Raw genomic sequence first — 16,712 nt, 5'->3', positions numbered from 1 at the left:
TACCAGGGTTTGGTGTAAGCTCTACTTTAACAAGTACAACCCCTGGTTTGAATGGGATTCCATAGGGAATTACCTGATCGGCCAAGGATTTGATTGGAAATCTACGCAAAATGCTTATGAATCATAAACTTGACCAGTTTGATCAAAAAATCCTGCAGTTATTGCAACAAGATGCGCGCATGTCGCATGCCGAGATAGGCCGCCAGGTACACCTGAGCCAGCCAGCTGTGTCTGAGCGCATCAAGCGCCTCGAAGCTGCCCAAGTGATACGTGCCTATCGCGCCGATATTAATCCCAAGGCGCTGGGTTATCAAATCACTGCCATGATCAGGCTCTCAACCCAGCAGGGTCGCCCCTATGCTCACTACGTTGCCAATTGCCCGGAAATTATAGATTGCTATACTGTGACTGGTGAAGACGGTGCCGTCATGCGTGTGCTGGCGACCGATGTAGAACATTTGCAGCGTATCATTAATGAATTGAATGCCTTTGGCTCGACCTCGACAGCAATAGTACTGACTACCCATGTCGCAGGTAAGGCCATTAGTGCGCCCGCTACGCTTATTACAGATTAAAAGGAAGATCATGTCCAGAATATCCCGTTTGAGTTTTGTCGCCCTGACCTGCTTATCCAGCTTAGCCTGTCAGTTTGCCTGTGCTGCAGATGAAGAGGTCGATGCCATCACGCCTTATCGCCCCTCGGTGTCCAATTCTGCGCAATTGCCAGTGGCAGGGCAACTGGAGCTGGAAATGGGCATCAATACCATCAAAACCGGGCCTGCACAGCGCCAGAGTCTGCCTTATCTGTTCAAGCTGGCTTTTTCCAAGGAATGGGGCGTCTTGCTGGGGGGCGAGGCCAGGATCATCAACGACGATGGTGCAGGCCAGCGTGACCGCGGTTTTGGCGATACCAGCCTGACCATCAAGCGTGCCTTCGTGATCAATGACGACACCGCTTTCGGTCTGGAGCTGGGCAATAAATTTCCTACTGCCAAAGAACCGCTGGGATCAGGTAAGGCAGACTGGACCCTGAATGGCATACTCAGCCAGGACCTGGGCAAGATTCATGCGGATGTGAACTTGAATACGACACATGTCGGTTTTGCCGAAGATGCCACTTCACATTGGCAAACCGGTTTATCGGCGTCATTCTCGACTGCGATCAATGACAAAGTGGGTGTGACGGCTGAATGGGCAGGCTGGCGTCGTAGCGGCACAAAAAACCAGGGCCAGGCCCTGTTCGCCCTGACCTACAGCCCCAGCAAACGCCTGACCCTGGATGCAGGCATGACCAGGGGCTTGACCAGTGCATCCCAGGACTGGTCATGGTTTGCTGGCGTCGTCGTTCCTGTCGCCAAGCTTTGGTAAGGCGAGTCACTGTGTGATGAGGCGCAAAACCGGATTTTGACTTAAGCCGTATAATGTGGGCTCGAATGATCACTCGCTTTGGGATAAAACATGCTGGCGCCTTCTTCACCGCGTAAATTTGCCATATTTTCTGTCATTGCCGCCATCGCATTGATCAGCCTGGCTGCCACATTTTTTTATACCTATCAAGCCAGGACGCCTATGCCGGACGTCAGTTTCACCAACCTCAAGGGTGAAAAAATCTCCACACAAAGCTTGCGTGGCAAGGTGGTCATGGTCAATTTTTGGGCCACATCCTGCGCAACTTGCGTGGCAGAAATGCCCAAAATGATAGAAACCTACAATAAATACAATAAGCAGGGCCTGGAATTTGTGGCCGTAGCGATGAGCTATGACGCCCCCAACTATGTGCTTAACTATGCCGAAACCCGCAAACTGCCTTTCCACGTAGCGCTTGATGTACAAGGCAAGCTGGCGCAATCATTTGGCGAAGTCAAGCTGACACCGACCACCTATGTCATCGACAAACAAGGCAATATCCTCAAGCGCTATGTCGGTGAACCCTCCTTTAGCGAATTGCACACCCTGCTGGAACAGGCTTTAGCTGCCTGAGCTTAGCCTGTCCTGGTGTACTTTCCATTCTGCCCTGGCTGCTGTCAGGGCTATTCTCACACTGGTACTTATCAGCTGACTGTTCAATAGGCCGTCTTCATCCAGTCCCGCGCCTATGACAGGCAGCTTGATCGAAGCGGCTTGCATGATATAGGCCGACATGACGCTCAGGGTTTCCCGTAATGCCGCATCGGCATGCGTCGCTCTGGGTGAGGCATTCAGCACCATGACGGGCTTATTGACAAAGACATCGCTGCTGACTGTCCAGTCCAGTGCATTCTTGATGACGCCGGTGACACCATGGGCATATTCCGGGCTGGCAATCAGCACCACATTGGCCGCCGTGATTTGCGCTTTCAAGTCTTGCACGCTGGCGGGTGGTATCAAATCCAGGTCAGGATTGAATAAAGGCAAAGACCCCATCCCGGCATAGGGCAGGACTTCGATATCCGCTGGTGCCAGGCGGGCAATCGCCCGTATCAGCATGCCATTCAGGGATGCAGTACGCAAGCTGCCGCAAATCGCTAATATTTTCATTTATCGCACATCATGAGTCGAGCAAACAGGCATTATCTGATATTCAGACTATTCTTGTAGAGGCAAGCAGATGATGCAGAAATGGTCGCTGCAAACCAAAAAAACAACTGCTGTCTTATTTACAGGACAGTGCTGGTATTCTTTTATTGACCTACAGTAATAAGCAGTCTATTTTTCAGGAAAAATAGATAAAAAAGGTAGACGGATGTCAGCATCATTGAGCAACGAGCAAATAGAAGACAAATTTTTCCTGCTGGGTCAGAGGGAGATACTCGGGATATTGAACGAGCTTGCGCACAGACGCGAGCCCGTGACAATTTACTTTAATGAAGGCCGCGAATTTATTGTCACCCTGATACTCTCGGCCAGGGACGATGGACTGGTATTTGACATAGGTGGTGATGCACGCGCCAACAAATTGCTGGAAAAAGCCAGTTCCTGTGTTTTTCTGGCCTTGCCCGATGGCATACGCGTGCAATTTACCGGGCTGGAGCCCCAGCGCTTCAGTTGGGGAGGGCAGGATGCTTTCTGGGTGCCCATACCGCAGCGTGTGGTGCGCATGCAGCGCCGCGAATACTTTCGCAATCAATTGCCCATCGTCGACCCGCTCAAGGTCAGGCTCTACAACGAACAGGGCGAAACCCTGGCTTATTGGCCCATCCATGACTTATGTGTGGGTGGATTAAGTGTGCAGGTTTCTGGTCCGCCAGAAATCAGGGTACTGGACCGCATTGCCAAATTGCATATCGTGCTTGGCATCCGCAACGTGGTGCGCTGCGAAGGCGTGGTACGCCATGTCACGCAGATAGAAAAAAACAAGCAGGGCAGACATCGCATAGGCTTCAGCTTTTCCAACTTATCACATGAGATGGATGTGGCCATACAAAGGCATGTCAATCAGCTTGAATATGAGCGCCGCAAGTTATTGGCAAAGTGAGTTTTCAAGCCAGCTCGCAAACAAGAGCTTGGCAAAAAAACAGCGGGCATACTTTGGTAGATCATCTGCAAAAGACATGGAAAACTGCCTGGAACACTGTTAAATTAAGTGCCCCGGAATGTTTTTGATAGCGGATGCAGATGATAACTATAGACCAATTGCGCATACAAGTTGAACAGGCTTGCAATGACGAAGCAGACTTCGACGAACTCATGCAGGCGCTGGATGACTGCATCCTTGCTCATCCGCAAGAACCAGAGTATTTGCGCTTGCGTATCCAGATGTTCGAAGCGGCCTATGACCGTATCTCAGCCTGGAAAGACCGCTGCGCTTTGCATGTCTTGCTACCAGATGATGTCGATAATCATTTGGCCCTGCTGATGCTGCAACGCCGGTCTGCTTTGTGGATTGCCAATGATGTTTTCGAAGAAAAGTTGGAAACATTCTATCCAGAAGACGAAGAGCAAGAATTAGATGCCGACCAGGAAGCCGCCCTGGCACTTGTGCAGGCAGAAATCGAAGCCCATGCAGAAACCCTGGAAAACAGTGCCCTCACAGCACTGATGCAATTGATGGCAAGCCATGTCAGCAATGCTGATCTTGCCCATCAAATCCTGGCAACATGGGAAGCTGCCCATATCTGGAATCCCTGGCAAAAGATGACAATGATTTTGCAGGTCCAGGCCAAGCATCCACAGGATCTGCGCTTTAAAAAAGCCTATGCCAGTTTTTTGCTGGCACTCAGCAATGACGTACACGAGCAAACAGACAAAGCTCCCAGCGGTTATTTTGACCATGTCATAGAGGGCCGTTTTCATGCCGTGACAGTGTATCAGGCGATCGCGGCAATCGATGCTTTACTGGCTGAGGGTGCGCTGGACGAGGAAGCTGATTTGCTCAGCGGACATGCAGATTTGCTCAAGGCCCTCGATGATTACCCGGCAGCTGCCAAAAGCTTGCGCCTGGCAGCACAAGCCTGCCAGATCGCTCTGGACCGAGCGGCTGAAGATGAACGTGAAGACTTGCAAACCAATATCGATACCTTACTCAGCCAGGCCCGCATCTGTGAGGCTGGCAAGGCGGCAGTGCAGGCCGCGCATTTTTCTGACATCGATACCTCGATAGCGCAAATGAGTGGCTCGTCTGTACTGGGCCACTCTGACATGACGGCCTCACCTGAACTGGCTGAAAATTTGCGTACATTTAAGTCTACCGTAGTGGATTGGCAGGCTGCCAGTACGCATGATCTGCAAGAGCCAGACGCAGCGCAACAGCAGGAGCTGCAAGCCAGCGCCAACAGGGTCGCCAATTCCGTCATGTCCCTGGTCAGATGGGACCAGATACAACTGCAGTTGATGCAAGAAAATGATTTTCAGGAAAATATCACACCATGGTTTGAGACAGTTGCTGCTGAAATGCAGCAGACAGACATGCAATTCTTGTCCTGGTTTCAAAACCTGGGCAATGTCGCCATGCTGGGTTGTGAAGCACCTGGCCAATGCTGGCTGTCGCCAGCACGGGACTTTGCGCTGACCGTAGAGGCAACCAGCAGGGGCACACTCAAGCGTTGTCTCAGCCGTTTTAGCGATGGTTCATTGATGCTGACGACAGATAGCCGCAGCAGTAATTATTTCATTAGCGGCAGCCAGGTACATATTTTCCCTGTCTACAAAGCGACCTCACTGACCGAGATGCTGAACTTGCATAAAGCACGCGTCGATGCACATTTGGCCAACTCACCTGATATCGCCGTCATCTCACTGGACAATATAGCGAGCATGCAAGAGCTGGAAAATATTTTACGCATCCATGGCCGGGAGTTCCGTCTAAGCCAGGGGATTACCGATGTTGAAATACGTGGTTTGAATGTCAGGTTTCATCAATACTTTGCCACGCAGTTAAAGCAGGTGGTGGCGCAGAGAATTGCTGCCTTGAAGTAACAGCCGGGGGCGCAGAGTTTGTCTGTGCGGGATTTATATGTAGAGTGAATCGCGAATAGAAGCTGGGATTTTAAAAATTTAATTTGCCTGCACAAGGGTTAAGCTTGGTTTGTTTAGTTTGCGGGTGTGGTCAGTGGCTGTTAGCATGGACCACCTTGTTACGATAAAACCATTTTCTTTTGTGGGCCATGGCACTAACTCTGCGCACCCTTTTCCAAAGCGAACTCCTGTCGATACGACATGGCGTGGCCAGGCCTGCGCCTGACGATAGCAAAGAACTGGAATGCGAAACTGCGGACCTGATCCTGCTGCCCATTGCTGGTGTACTGGCCAAACATGACGGTCCTAAACAACATGTCATCGCCAATGCCAATCATGCGATTTTCCTCGGTACGGGCCAACCGTATCGCATTACCTTCCCTGGTGATCTGGGCGATGAGGCATTGGTGCTGGATTTCTCCAAAGAAGCACTCATGCAAATGCTGGTCGATGCTGCTGGTGTGGAACAACTGTATGCCCCGGTACTCAGGCCGCATAGCCTGTTGCCGCCAGCCAGCATACTTCATCGTGAACTCTTGTGGCGGCATCTGCATGCGCCGGTAGTTGATCAACTGGCGGTACAAGAAATCAGCGTCTCTGTGTTGACGGCATCGGTACAGGCGGCATGCAGAAACCGTAGTCAACTCGACGGTGTCAGGCATACCCTGACACAAGGTCGAAGACGCTGGCAAGTTGAGACAGTTAAAGAATTGATTTCGCTTTATCCCCATCAGGACTGGGCGCTCGATGATCTGGCCCGCCATGTACACACATCCCCTTTTCATCTCTCCAGGGTATTCAGGGAAGAAGTCGGTTTGCCCGTCCACCGTTACCTGATACGCACGCGCCTGGCCAGTGCCTTGCGCGCCATGCAGGCGAGGTGCCATGACTTGTCGCAGATTGCCCATGCCTGCGGTTTTGCCAGCCATAGCCATTTCACAGCCAGCTTCCGTTCTGTATTCGGCATGACGCCCAGCCAATCCCAGCAGCGTGGCATGATATGATATGAGCAAGATTATGATAGCGGCAACAAGGCCAGGTATTTAAGATAGCCGGATTGTCAACCGCCAGGCAAACTAATGAGTCATTACTTTGATACCCGCGCAAATCCTCGTCAGGCTTACCCCATACTGGCATTGCTCATAAGCGTCATGCTGGCTTTTCCCTTCGTTGCCATGCAGTTTGGCAATGCCTGGGTGCGCATCATGGATTTTGCCTTGCTGTATATCATGCTGGCCCTGGGTTTGAATATCGTCGTGGGTTTTGCGGGTTTGCTTGATCTTGGTTATATCGCCTTCTATGCTTTGGGCGCCTATGTGACGGCGCTGCTGGCATCGTCGCAGTTTGCGCTCTTGCTGGAGTCACTGGTGAATACTTTCCCGGCGCTGGGCCATGCCCTGACATGGTTTTTCGGGCCAGAGATCGCCGCACATGGCATACATCTGTCGGCGTGGGTCATTATCCCTTTGGGGGCAATACTGGCAGCACTACTGGGGGCTTTGCTTGGTGCGCCTACCCTGAAATTGCGGGGGGATTACCTGGCCGTGGTGACCCTGGGTTTTGGTGAAATCGTGCGTATCTTCATCATCAATCTGAATGCACCTATCAATATTACAGACGGCCCCAAGGGCATCAATATGATAGACCACATACGCATCTTTGGCGTTTCTCTGGGGGGCGAACCAGGCCTGGGGTCGCCGGTGCACATAGGCAGTTTTTCCATGCCTTCGGTGAATGCCTATTACTTTCTTTTCTTATTCCTGTGTGCCTGCATCATCTTCGTGACAGTGCGTCTGCATGACTCGCGACTGGGGCGTGCCTTCATCGCCATACGCGAAGATGAAACTGCGGCGATAGCCATGGGCATCAATACCCGCAATATCAAGCTGCTGGCTTTCGCCATGGGGGCTTCATTTGGCGGCGTGGCGGGTGCCATGTTTGCCGTCTTCCAGGGCTTTGTTTCACCAGAATCGTTTTCATTGAATGAATCAATCACGGTCTTGTCCATGGTGATACTGGGCGGCATAGGCCATATACCTGGCGTGATCCTGGGGGCAGTGTTGCTGGCTATCCTGCCCGAAGTATTGCGCTATGTGGTGGTCCCCGTACAGATGAATCTGTTTGGCAGCATGCTGATAGAACCTGAAGTACTGCGCCAGCTCCTGATAGGCCTGACCATGGTCACCGTCATGTTGAAGCGTCCGGCTGGCCTGTGGCCATCCCCCAGACGTGAAGACAGACTCATCGTCACAGGCTGAACAAATAATTGAATAATCTAGAAAAAAAGTTCTAGACAAAAGTTTCTAGAACATTTATTCTGCATTCATTGTGTAATCTGGATGCCGAGTATGTCTACTGCTGTTGCAAAATCATCTATCCCCAAGCCTACGGCCTCTGAGCTAAATCTGCTCAAGGTCTTATGGCAGCATGGCCCCATGAGTGCCAAGCATTTGCATGAAAGCATACAGGATGAGCGCCCTGATCTGGCCTATGCCACGGTCTTGCGTCATCTGCAAATCATGCACGGCAAGGGTATCCTGACGCGTGATGAAAGCCAGCGCTCGCATGTTTATGCAGCTGCGCAAGAGCAAGATTCCTTGCAAACCAATTTGCTCAAAGACATGATACAAAAAGTCTTTGCCGGCTCGGGCAAGGCGCTGGTGCTGGCGGCCCTGCGCGGCCATGTCACCGACAAAGAACGCGATGAAATCGAGCAAATCCTGCAGGATGAGAAAAAATCATGATGGCTGCTACCCTACTCACAGAACATACACTGACTGAATTGCTGGGCTGGCCTTTACTGCACTTTGTCTGGCAAGGCGCATTGATTGCCAGTGTTTGCGCCATCTTGCTGGCCCTGACCCGCAATGCCCGTCCACAATTGCGCTATATGCTGGCTTGTGCCGCCATGTTGCTATGTCTGTTATGGCCAGCGCTGGGCGTGCTGCAGCAATGGCAGGACCCACAGGCCATCACCCTGGAAACAGCGCTACAGCTGGCCAGCAAGACCAGCATCTCCCTGGACCTGGTCTGGATCAGGCAAAGCCTGCTGGCGGCGCAGATAGAAGCCTGGTTGCCGCTGGTGGTCAGCATCTGGGGCATGGGCGTATTACTGATGCTGATGCGTCTGGCCCTGGGCCTGCTATGGGTGTATAGACTGGGCCAGCATGGTAATGATATCGCTACACTGACACAGCAATGGCAGGCGCGCACCAATCAACTGGCTTACCAGTTCTCGATACGCCGCCAGGTACAAGTGAAGTTTCAAAAAGATTTGTTAAGCCCGGTCACCTATGGCTGCCTGAAGCCGGTAGTCGTCATGCCTGCCTCTCTGCTGAGCGGCATGGCACCCGACATGATAGAAGCCTTGCTGGCGCATGAACTGGCACATATCAAACGCTGGGATTATGCCGTCAACCTGCTGCAAAATCTGGTCTTGTCCCTGCTGTTTTATCATCCTGCAGTATGGTGGATATCCAAACGCATCGATGCAGAAAGAGAATTGATTGCTGACGATATGGCTGCCACCATGCTGGGGCAAAGCAAGCCATTGGCACGTGCCTTGCAGGTACTGGATAAACTGCAAATCGCCGCCTTGCCAGCAACTGTCATGACGGCCAATGGTGGCGACCTGCTCTCGCGCATCAAGCGCCTGGTACGCCCGGATGCTCAGCCCTGGCACTGGAAAATGGCAGCTCCTGTCCTTGGCATCGCCGCGGCTTTGCTGCTGCTATTGCAGACCCAGGTCAATGCTGCGCCAGAGCTATCAGTAGCAGCGCCGGTAGAAAAATCTGCACCGGTGACCCATGTCAATGCCTATGTCAAAACCAGTTCAGAACATGTACTGGTCATTGATGAACAAAGCGGCAAGGTCTTACTGGAAAAAAATGCTGACACCGTCGTACCTATCGCTTCACTAAGCAAGCTGATGACGGCCATGGTGACTCTGGATGCCAGGCTGGATATGGAAGAACGTATTACCATCACCAGGGACGATATAGGTACATGGCAAAATATCCAGATCAAGCTGCCAGCGGGCATCAGCCTGTCGCGGCAAAATCTGCTGGAGCTGGCCCTGATCCCCTCCAGCAATGCAGCGGCGCGCGCCTTGGCCAGAACTTATCCTGGTGGCAAAGCCGCCTTTATCGCTGCTTTGCAAAAGAAAACTGCCAGCCTGGGTTTGCAAGCCACTCATCTGGACGAGGCATCGGGCATTTCACCAAATAATCGTTCCACCGCCAGAGACATCGCCCGCCTCGTCAAGGTCGCTGCCAGCTACCCTGAATTACGCAAGCTGACCAGTCGCAGCGAGGGGCTATATAGCTTCGCCGGTCAAAGCTATGCTTACCAGAGCACGAACGAGCTGACCGCTGACAAGGACTGGGACATCAGCCTGTCGAAAACCGGATATTCAAAAATCGCCGGACGCTGCATCACCATGCGCACCACGCTGGCAGGCAAACCCATCATCATGGTTTTGCTGAATGCAAAAAACAGTGATGTGCGCACCGACGATATCATGCACATACGCACTGCCCTGGAAGCCGCCACCCCGGGCTAAACCACTTAACACCACACTATCCCCCGCTTGACAGTCTTGCGCCAGCATAGGCGCAGGGACTGCTCACGCCCTTCAACTGTAAGCACTGTAAAAGAAAGAACACATCATGCTTTTTCAGCAGGACTCATTACGTCTGAACCCCTTGCCGCACCTGCCTGGTATTGCGCTAAGTGTGCTGGCCTTATTTGCCAGCAAGCCCGTGCTGGCACAAGTATCGGCGTCGGTAACACCAGCCCAGGTCGAAATCACAGGCAAGGCCCAGCCCAATCGCGACAGGCAGGACGATGTAGGCATGCGTGCCATATATGGTCGCGATGACATCGACAAATACGGCGACAGCAACCTCAGCGAAGTCTTGAAACGCCTGCCTGGCGTCAGCGTGACCGAAAGCAAGGGCAAAGGCGCAGAGATACGCATGCGCGGTCTGGGCAATGGCTATACCCAGATCCTGCTGAACGGCCAGGCTACGCCCGTCGGTTTCAGCATAGACAGTATCGCCCCTGATCAGATAGAAAGCATAGAAGTTATGCGCGTTGCCGGGGCTGATGTCAGTGCCCAAAGCATAGCCGGCACCATCAACATCATCCTCAAGAAAAAAAGCAGCAAGCAGGCAACGGAGATCAAATCCAATGCCAGCCTGCAAGCTGGGCGTCTGTTCGGCAATTTATCCTGGAGTGTTGGTGATCAATTGCCAGGCGCAGGAGCAGACATTAGCTATGTCCTGGCCGGTACATTGGAAAGCAATAATAATGAAGTCAATGCCACCCTGGCCGAAACATACGCCACCCGGGAGAATACCAGTGCAGCATGGCAAGTGCAAAATGACAGACTATTGCAGCAAAGCCAGCAAAATCGCCGCGATGTCGCCAGCTTCTCACCCCGCCTGAACTGGAAAATCGATGGACAAACCAGTCTCAACTGGCAAGCCAGCCTGAACCTGAGCAGGGCAGAGCAAGCCAAGAATGAAAAAGAAAATACCCAACTTGGTGAGTCCACAGAATACCCTGACAACCACAGCATCTGGGCCGCGCATATACTGACCTCGCGTAATGACTTCAGTTGGGAACGTCGTCTGGCCGATAGTGCCAAACTGAGCATGAATTTTGGCTGGAACAGCATAGACCGCGCCACCAAATTCCAGTTCTGGGGCAAGGATAATACAGGTGCCTTGAGTGTACACCGCTATGTCATTGGGGATGCCGATGAACATGAATATCGCTTCAATGGCAAATACCTGGCACCGTATGCAGAGTCGCACGTACTCAGCCTGGGCTGGGAAACCAGCCGCGCATTACGCCATGAAAATCGCGATGAACAAGAAACTGCGTTTTCCTTGGGAACTACAGACTACAGCGCCCATACCTACCAGGCCAGCTTGCAAAAACTGGCGGCTTATATCCAGGATGAATGGACCATCAACAGCGCCTGGTCAGCCTACCTGGGTTTGCGCATGGAACGTATCAGCAGCAATAGCCGCGAGGCAGGTGTTTTTGATTTTCAAAATAATTCCACCATGCTGAGCCCGATACTGCAAAGTGTCTGGAAGCTTGATGCCAAAAGGCAATGGCGCATGGCAATCAACCGCAGCTTCAAACTACCTACCGTTGCCAACCTGGTGCCGCGGCTGTTCCGCATTGATAACAACAACATGCCGCTGAATGCAGATTTCCAGGGTAACCCCAATTTGCGCCCGGAGCGCGCCTGGGGCATGGAACTCGCTTACGAGCACTACCTGAGCGAAGACAGCGTCATCAGTGCCAATGCCTATTGGCGGCGCATTGATGATGTCATGATCGAGCAAACCCTGCCATATGGCAAGACTTGGGTAAGCAGCCTCGTCAATGATGGCCGCGCCAGAATACTGGGGCTGGAAATCGAAGCCAAGCTCAACTTGCAACAACTCTATGACTACATGCCCGCCGTAGAAATACATGGCAACCTTAACCGCAACTGGTCAAGGGTAGAGCAAGTCCCTGGCCCCGACAATCGCCTGGCACAACAAACGGGTTTATTGATCAGCATTGGTGCCGACTACCAGATCCAGCCAGCCTGGCGCGCAGGGGCAGACTACAACTTCCAGGCTGCAGACAGCCTGCGTGAATCTGCCTACATGACAGGACATACCAGCCCCAGACGTCACCTGGATATTTACCTGGCCTGGAAGCAAAACAAGCAAAGCCAGTTACGTTTTTCTGTGACCAATGTTTTGCAGCAAAACAAGATGGAAAGCGGCAGCTTTACCGCTGCCAGCGAGCGCTGGACTGAAAACAGCCAGCAGCAAACCGCACGCACCTGGCGGCTGGTCTGGGAACTAAAGTTGTGAACTGCCCGCAGTAACCGAAATTAAATAGCAAGTATTTTTTACACACTGATTCAGCAAATTATAGGAAAATAAAATGACATCACCAGCCATGCAATATCTTCGTATAGGCGTACTTCTTGGCAGCGCCATCCTGAGCCTGCCAGCCGCCAGTGCAGAAGTGGACACTGTTAAACGCGCTACCGATGCAGCCATACTTCCAGTCATGAAAACCCATGACATCCCCGGCATGGCCGTCGGCATTTTTGTCGATGGCAAACAATATGTCTACAACTATGGCCTGGCATCCAGGGCAGAAAATAAAGCCGTCACAAATGCAACCCTGTTTGAGGTGGGCTCCATCAGCAAGACTTTCGCAGCCACCATGGCGACCCTGGCACAAGTCAGAGGCAAGCTGGCGCTGAGCGACAAAGTGGCCGATCACATAGACAGTTTGCAAGGCTCCGCCTTTGGCGAAACCACCGTGATCAGCCTGGCAACCCACACCACCGGCGGCCTGCCCCTGCAAGTCCCGGATGAAGTCAACAGCGATGAACAATTGATGACTTATTTCAAGAACTGGAAACCCGCTCACGATCAGGGCCTCTATCGCACCTATAGCAACCTCAGCGCAGGCGTGCTCGGCGTCATCGCCGCCAAGAGCTTGCAACAGCCATTTGCCACTGTGATGCAGGAACAAATCTTCCCAGCTTTTGGCATGCACAACAGCTACATGGTCGTGCCGGAGGCAAAGTGGGCAGATTATGCACAGGGCTATAAAAAAGACGACACCCCAGTCCGCCTGCGTGACGACGTACTGTCCATTGAAGCCTATAGCGTCAAAACCACAGCCAGCGACCTGCTGCAGTTTATCAAGGCCAATGTAGGTGAGATGAAACTGAGCCCGGAGTTTGCGCAAGCCTTGAACGATACCCACACCGGCTATTTCAAAGCTGGCCGCATGACCCAAAGCCTGATGTGGGAGCTATACCCTTACCCCGCGAATATGTCAGCACTACTGGAAGGCTCATCCGACCGCATGGTCTTTGAAGCCACCCCCGTACAAAAAATCAAGCCACTCATCGCATCTCAAACCAAGGTATTCATCCATAAAACCGGAGCCACCAGCGGCTTTGGCGCCTACATCGCTTTTATCCCACATAAAAAAATGGGCATAGTCATCCTCGCCAACAAGAGCTATCCAAATGCGGCGAGGATTAAAATTGCGCAGGAGATTTTGGGGGAATTGGATAAGTGAATCTTTCACATTATGTGGGATATCAATCACGACACATGACATACTTGTTTTGCAGTTTCTTTTTGCTGACTGCGTAGCAAATTCACGGACAAGTGACTATGACTAAACTTGTCCGTGGCTAATGCAGCGTTTTATGCAAAAAAATGCAAAGTTTTTCAGTGGGCAGAGCATCGTGTAGTTTTCTAAGTGCTTGCCAGGTAACTCACGAAACCATGAACCAACTGATCTGTCATTTCAGCCCTGCCAATGCAGGGTTCGACATGCCACATAGAGTTGGGGTCTAGCGAATAGGCTTCTATCGAGCATGTCGCATTGAGAACCAGAAACCGCAAGGATGCTGCTGGCACGACATGCCTGATTTCACTTTCATGCTGTAGCAAGATATCCACAATAAGATCGATGTTGGCCCGGATGATCGTTCGCGCTTCCGCGATAAATGCTCTGTCTGTATCTGCATCTATGAATTGCGACAGCGCCCGCAAAAAATGCGGATGTTGCTGATATTGATCAAATAGCATGACTATCAATTTTCTCACGCTGGTTGCCAGTGTGTCGCCCAGCAACTGGCTGCGCAATGATGCGCTGTTGGATACATTGCTCTGTTTTAATGCATGAAGAAATGCCGCCCGCAACAAGGCATTCTTGTCGGCAAAGCGGCGATACACGCTGGCAGGTGCCACTCCGGCGTGCTCAGCAATGCGTGGTATCAGTGCCCCTTCCAGGCCAGATTCATCCAGCAGGGCAATAGTGGCATTCAACAGGCGCAAAGCAGTAGATCGACTTCTTTCCTGCAATGGAGCATGAGATTTATTTTCTGAGTTCATACCCATAGTATAGACAAAAATCATAAATTATGTAAAAGTGAATTCACATTTACATTTTGTCGTGTCTTTGATAAGGAACATACCGTGCCCACTTTATTGGAATTGACACCGGTTGTGCTTCAAATGATCGTCGTTGTCATCGTGATTTGTCTGACCCTGACGGTTGATCAACAAAAGACAGCTCGTTTGCAAGCCCATACCAGTAGCATTGAACGCTTGTCTACTTACAAGCACGGCATTGCGAGCTGGTGGGGATATGCATGCATGGCAAGTCTGATGATCCCTCCTTCAGACCTCTTCATTGCGGCAGGCACAAAGAATGACATGGCATGGCTCCGCAATAGCCAACTGATGATGGGTGTGGCAACCACCATCCTGGTCATTTATTTTTCCCTGGCTTTCATGCCAGCAATACACTGCAGTTTCAAACCCAAAACCCGCCTAAGCTATTGGAAAGCCCTGCACAGCTACTATTTCCTGTTCCCTGTTTCAAAGCAGGAACGCCACTGGTGGGTGCTACTCAGCCTCACCGCTGGTATCTGCGAAGAAATTTTCTTTCGCGGGTTTTTGCTGCAATTCATTCACGGCCAGTCACATGCAAGCTGGTACTTAGACCTGAATCTTGCTTTAGTGCTCAGCGCTTTGGTGTTCGGCATATGCCACTACTACCAAGGCATAAGCGGTATTGTTCGTACTACGGTAGGGGGACTGCTTTTTGGTCTGCTGACCATACTCACCAACAGTCTTTGGCTGCCCATACTGCTACATGTCCTGGTCGATCTGGCCGTCTTGCTTATCTATAAACCGCAACAAGATTCTCCTGAAGCGGCAAAGCGCTTGATGGCTGGGTGTGAACCAGAATCGGTTAGGAGCGATATACTGACTTAATATCAGCAAAGTATGCAAAGCCGGATAGACATTAAACAGGCATAAACCTGAATAAGTCACGCATGTGACATAGTTGTTGGTTAACTGCAATCCAAATTCCTTGCCCATTGCATATTAGCAACGTAAGTTCTGTTTCTCTATAGAGGGAAACACTCAAATCACCCCCATCGCATGAAACATGTAGACGGGGCGCTAACGGTTCAGTATTCTTTCAGTATTCGAATAGACTTTGAGTCTTTGCCCGTGGTGAGATATGGCCTTGTTGTTGAAGGCGTCTTGTAAGCAGGAGTAATCATGCTAAGTAGTGATTCGTCATTGCAAGCCGGGGTGCCAGCGGAAGATGTGCTGGTGAGGCCTGTGCATGAGGAGTTGGCGATGAGTGCGGTGTTGCGGGTGAGTGAGCTAGAGCTTGAGGTGATGCGTTTACATAGTGCTTTTGCAGCGATGTCCGCCGAGGAGCGGCAAGGTCCTGTGTGGCGTGAGCAGGTCGCGGCGGTGCTCAGCAAGTTAGTGTTGTTGCGTATTGCCGTTGCCGATACAGCTATGCGCGACAATACGGCCTCTTCATCTGCTCAGGATGTTGATAGTGGCAGTGGCTTTGCTGCTTTCAGCAGGCGGCGTGGATAGATTTTTCATGTAACAAATTCGGGAGTTGGTCATGGCCACGGAAGAAACCAATGTAGTGTACGGGACAGAGGATTTGTTGACGAGTTTGTGTAACTCGGTGATACGGGTATTGAATGTCGCGACGAATAGCAAGGTGCATTATTCTGCAATGGTGCAGCGCATCACAAAAATAGGCTTGAAGCCGGATATCGGTTGCTTTGTCTTGTTTGATGGCGGTTTTTCTGGCCTGGTGGTGCTGAATTTTGATGGTGATACGGCGCTGGAAATTTACGAGAAATACATGCTCAACATGGGCATGCCCAAGTCTGAACTGGCCTCTTCTTTTACTTCGGATGAAGTGGCCAATATCCTGGGTGAGTTGATGAACCAGATTGTCGGTGACTTTACTGGCAAGGTGCGTCGCGAGTTGCAAACCAATATCACGCAGAACCAGCCCAAGATGCTGGTGCTGACCAAGCAAGTCATGCTGAGTGTGGATACGCCGCTGGACCGGCCAGAGTTGCGCCGGGTGTCTTTTTTCACTGAGAAAAATAATATTTTCTATCTGGAACTGGCGATAGACAGGACAGAGTTCATCAAGCTGCATGACTTTGATGCGCATGAAGTGACTGATGCGGATGCCTTGCTGGATTTTGAGCAGGCGTCTGAACAAAAATCTGCTGCCCCTGCAGCGGATGATGATGACGATGCAAACTCTGAATTGCTGAAGTCTCTGGGTATGTAATTAGCCGGGGTGGCTATCAGTCAAACACAGTCAAACCCAAAGTCAAACACAAAACAAAAGGCCGCAGATGCGGCCTTTGTTTTTTTGCGGTGCTGATC

The 16,712-nt window shown here is 51.5% G+C and carries 16 protein-coding genes; 14 read left to right on the top strand and 2 right to left on the bottom strand.

Translation table 11 applies throughout. The features are described from left to right. Window positions 1–116 precede the first annotated feature (116 nt). The 3 genes from ACO0LF_RS22930 to ACO0LF_RS22920 all read left to right on the top strand — a co-directional run bounded on the left by ACO0LF_RS22930 (window position 117) and on the right by ACO0LF_RS22920 (window position 1,980). On the top strand, window positions 117–575 hold the full coding sequence (locus tag ACO0LF_RS22930) for an Lrp/AsnC family transcriptional regulator (protein WP_423018219.1): 459 nt from the start codon (window positions 117–119) through the stop codon (window positions 573–575). Window positions 576–585: 10 nt separating this feature from the next. Next, a complete protein-coding gene (locus ACO0LF_RS22925) occupies window positions 586–1,368 on the top strand; it encodes a transporter (RefSeq protein ID WP_423018217.1) in 783 nt (260 codons plus the stop codon). A 90-nt stretch (window positions 1,369–1,458) separates the two neighbouring features. Then, window positions 1,459–1,980 carry a TlpA family protein disulfide reductase gene (locus tag ACO0LF_RS22920; RefSeq protein ID WP_423018215.1) on the top strand — a complete coding sequence of 174 codons (522 nt, stop codon included), beginning with the start codon at window positions 1,459–1,461 and terminating at the stop codon, window positions 1,978–1,980. Here the strand turns inward: ACO0LF_RS22920 and ACO0LF_RS22915 are convergent. Continuing rightward, window positions 1,969–2,517, bottom strand: coding sequence for an NADPH-dependent FMN reductase (locus tag ACO0LF_RS22915; protein WP_423018213.1), 549 nt, complete (start codon window positions 2,515–2,517; stop codon window positions 1,969–1,971). The two genes, ACO0LF_RS22920 and ACO0LF_RS22915, sit on opposite strands and share 12 nt — an antisense overlap. A gap of 205 nt (window positions 2,518–2,722) precedes the next feature. Between ACO0LF_RS22915 and ACO0LF_RS22910 the strand changes: the two genes are divergently transcribed. From ACO0LF_RS22910 to ampC, 8 genes are all read left to right on the top strand, one after another. Next, a complete protein-coding gene (locus ACO0LF_RS22910; RefSeq protein ID WP_423018211.1) occupies window positions 2,723–3,454 on the top strand; it encodes a flagellar brake protein in 732 nt (243 codons plus the stop codon). A 140-nt stretch (window positions 3,455–3,594) separates the two neighbouring features. Beyond that, window positions 3,595–5,394: a hypothetical protein gene (locus ACO0LF_RS22905; protein ID WP_423018209.1), complete on the top strand. Its 1,800-nt coding sequence runs from the start codon at window positions 3,595–3,597 to the stop codon at window positions 5,392–5,394. A gap of 188 nt (window positions 5,395–5,582) precedes the next feature. After that, on the top strand, window positions 5,583–6,437 hold the full coding sequence (locus ACO0LF_RS22900) for a helix-turn-helix transcriptional regulator (RefSeq protein ID WP_423018207.1): 855 nt from the start codon (window positions 5,583–5,585) through the stop codon (window positions 6,435–6,437). A gap of 75 nt (window positions 6,438–6,512) precedes the next feature. Then, window positions 6,513–7,691, top strand: coding sequence for an ABC transporter permease subunit (locus ACO0LF_RS22895; protein ID WP_423018205.1), 1,179 nt, complete (start codon window positions 6,513–6,515; stop codon window positions 7,689–7,691). A 90-nt stretch (window positions 7,692–7,781) separates the two neighbouring features. Further along, a complete protein-coding gene (locus ACO0LF_RS22890; RefSeq protein ID WP_423018203.1) occupies window positions 7,782–8,177 on the top strand; it encodes a BlaI/MecI/CopY family transcriptional regulator in 396 nt (131 codons plus the stop codon). Continuing rightward, window positions 8,174–9,994: a M56 family metallopeptidase gene (locus ACO0LF_RS22885; protein ID WP_423018201.1), complete on the top strand. Its 1,821-nt coding sequence runs from the start codon at window positions 8,174–8,176 to the stop codon at window positions 9,992–9,994. The genes ACO0LF_RS22890 and ACO0LF_RS22885 overlap by 4 nt, the downstream gene beginning before the upstream one ends. 106 nt (window positions 9,995–10,100) lie before the next feature. Further along, complete coding sequence (locus ACO0LF_RS22880; protein ID WP_423018199.1) at window positions 10,101–12,317, top strand: TonB-dependent receptor plug domain-containing protein; 2,217 nt, start codon at window positions 10,101–10,103, stop codon at window positions 12,315–12,317. A gap of 73 nt (window positions 12,318–12,390) precedes the next feature. Then, window positions 12,391–13,551: a class C beta-lactamase gene (ampC, locus tag ACO0LF_RS22875; protein WP_423018197.1), complete on the top strand. Its 1,161-nt coding sequence runs from the start codon at window positions 12,391–12,393 to the stop codon at window positions 13,549–13,551. A 182-nt stretch (window positions 13,552–13,733) separates the two neighbouring features. Here ampC and ACO0LF_RS22870 read toward each other — a convergent pair whose 3' ends face one another. Further along, entirely contained in the window at window positions 13,734–14,375 is a 642-nt protein-coding gene (locus tag ACO0LF_RS22870) for a TetR/AcrR family transcriptional regulator (protein WP_423018195.1), read from the bottom strand. 123 nt (window positions 14,376–14,498) lie between these two features. Between ACO0LF_RS22870 and ACO0LF_RS22865 the strand changes: the two genes are divergently transcribed. The 3 genes from ACO0LF_RS22865 (at window position 14,499) to ACO0LF_RS22855 (ending at window position 16,614) form a co-directional block, all read left to right on the top strand. Further along, on the top strand, window positions 14,499–15,263 hold the full coding sequence (locus ACO0LF_RS22865; protein WP_423018193.1) for a CPBP family intramembrane glutamic endopeptidase: 765 nt from the start codon (window positions 14,499–14,501) through the stop codon (window positions 15,261–15,263). Between the two features lie 294 nt (window positions 15,264–15,557). Then, window positions 15,558–15,890 carry a hypothetical protein gene (locus ACO0LF_RS22860; protein WP_423018191.1) on the top strand — a complete coding sequence of 111 codons (333 nt, stop codon included), beginning with the start codon at window positions 15,558–15,560 and terminating at the stop codon, window positions 15,888–15,890. A gap of 31 nt (window positions 15,891–15,921) precedes the next feature. Then, a complete protein-coding gene (locus ACO0LF_RS22855; RefSeq protein WP_423018189.1) occupies window positions 15,922–16,614 on the top strand; it encodes a DUF3334 family protein in 693 nt (230 codons plus the stop codon). Window positions 16,615–16,712 lie beyond the last annotated feature (98 nt).

The organism is Undibacterium sp. Di27W (assembly GCF_049340345.1).
GTDB lineage: Bacteria > Pseudomonadota > Gammaproteobacteria > Burkholderiales > Burkholderiaceae_D > Undibacterium.
This window is presented reverse-complemented; position numbering and strand designations above follow the sequence as displayed.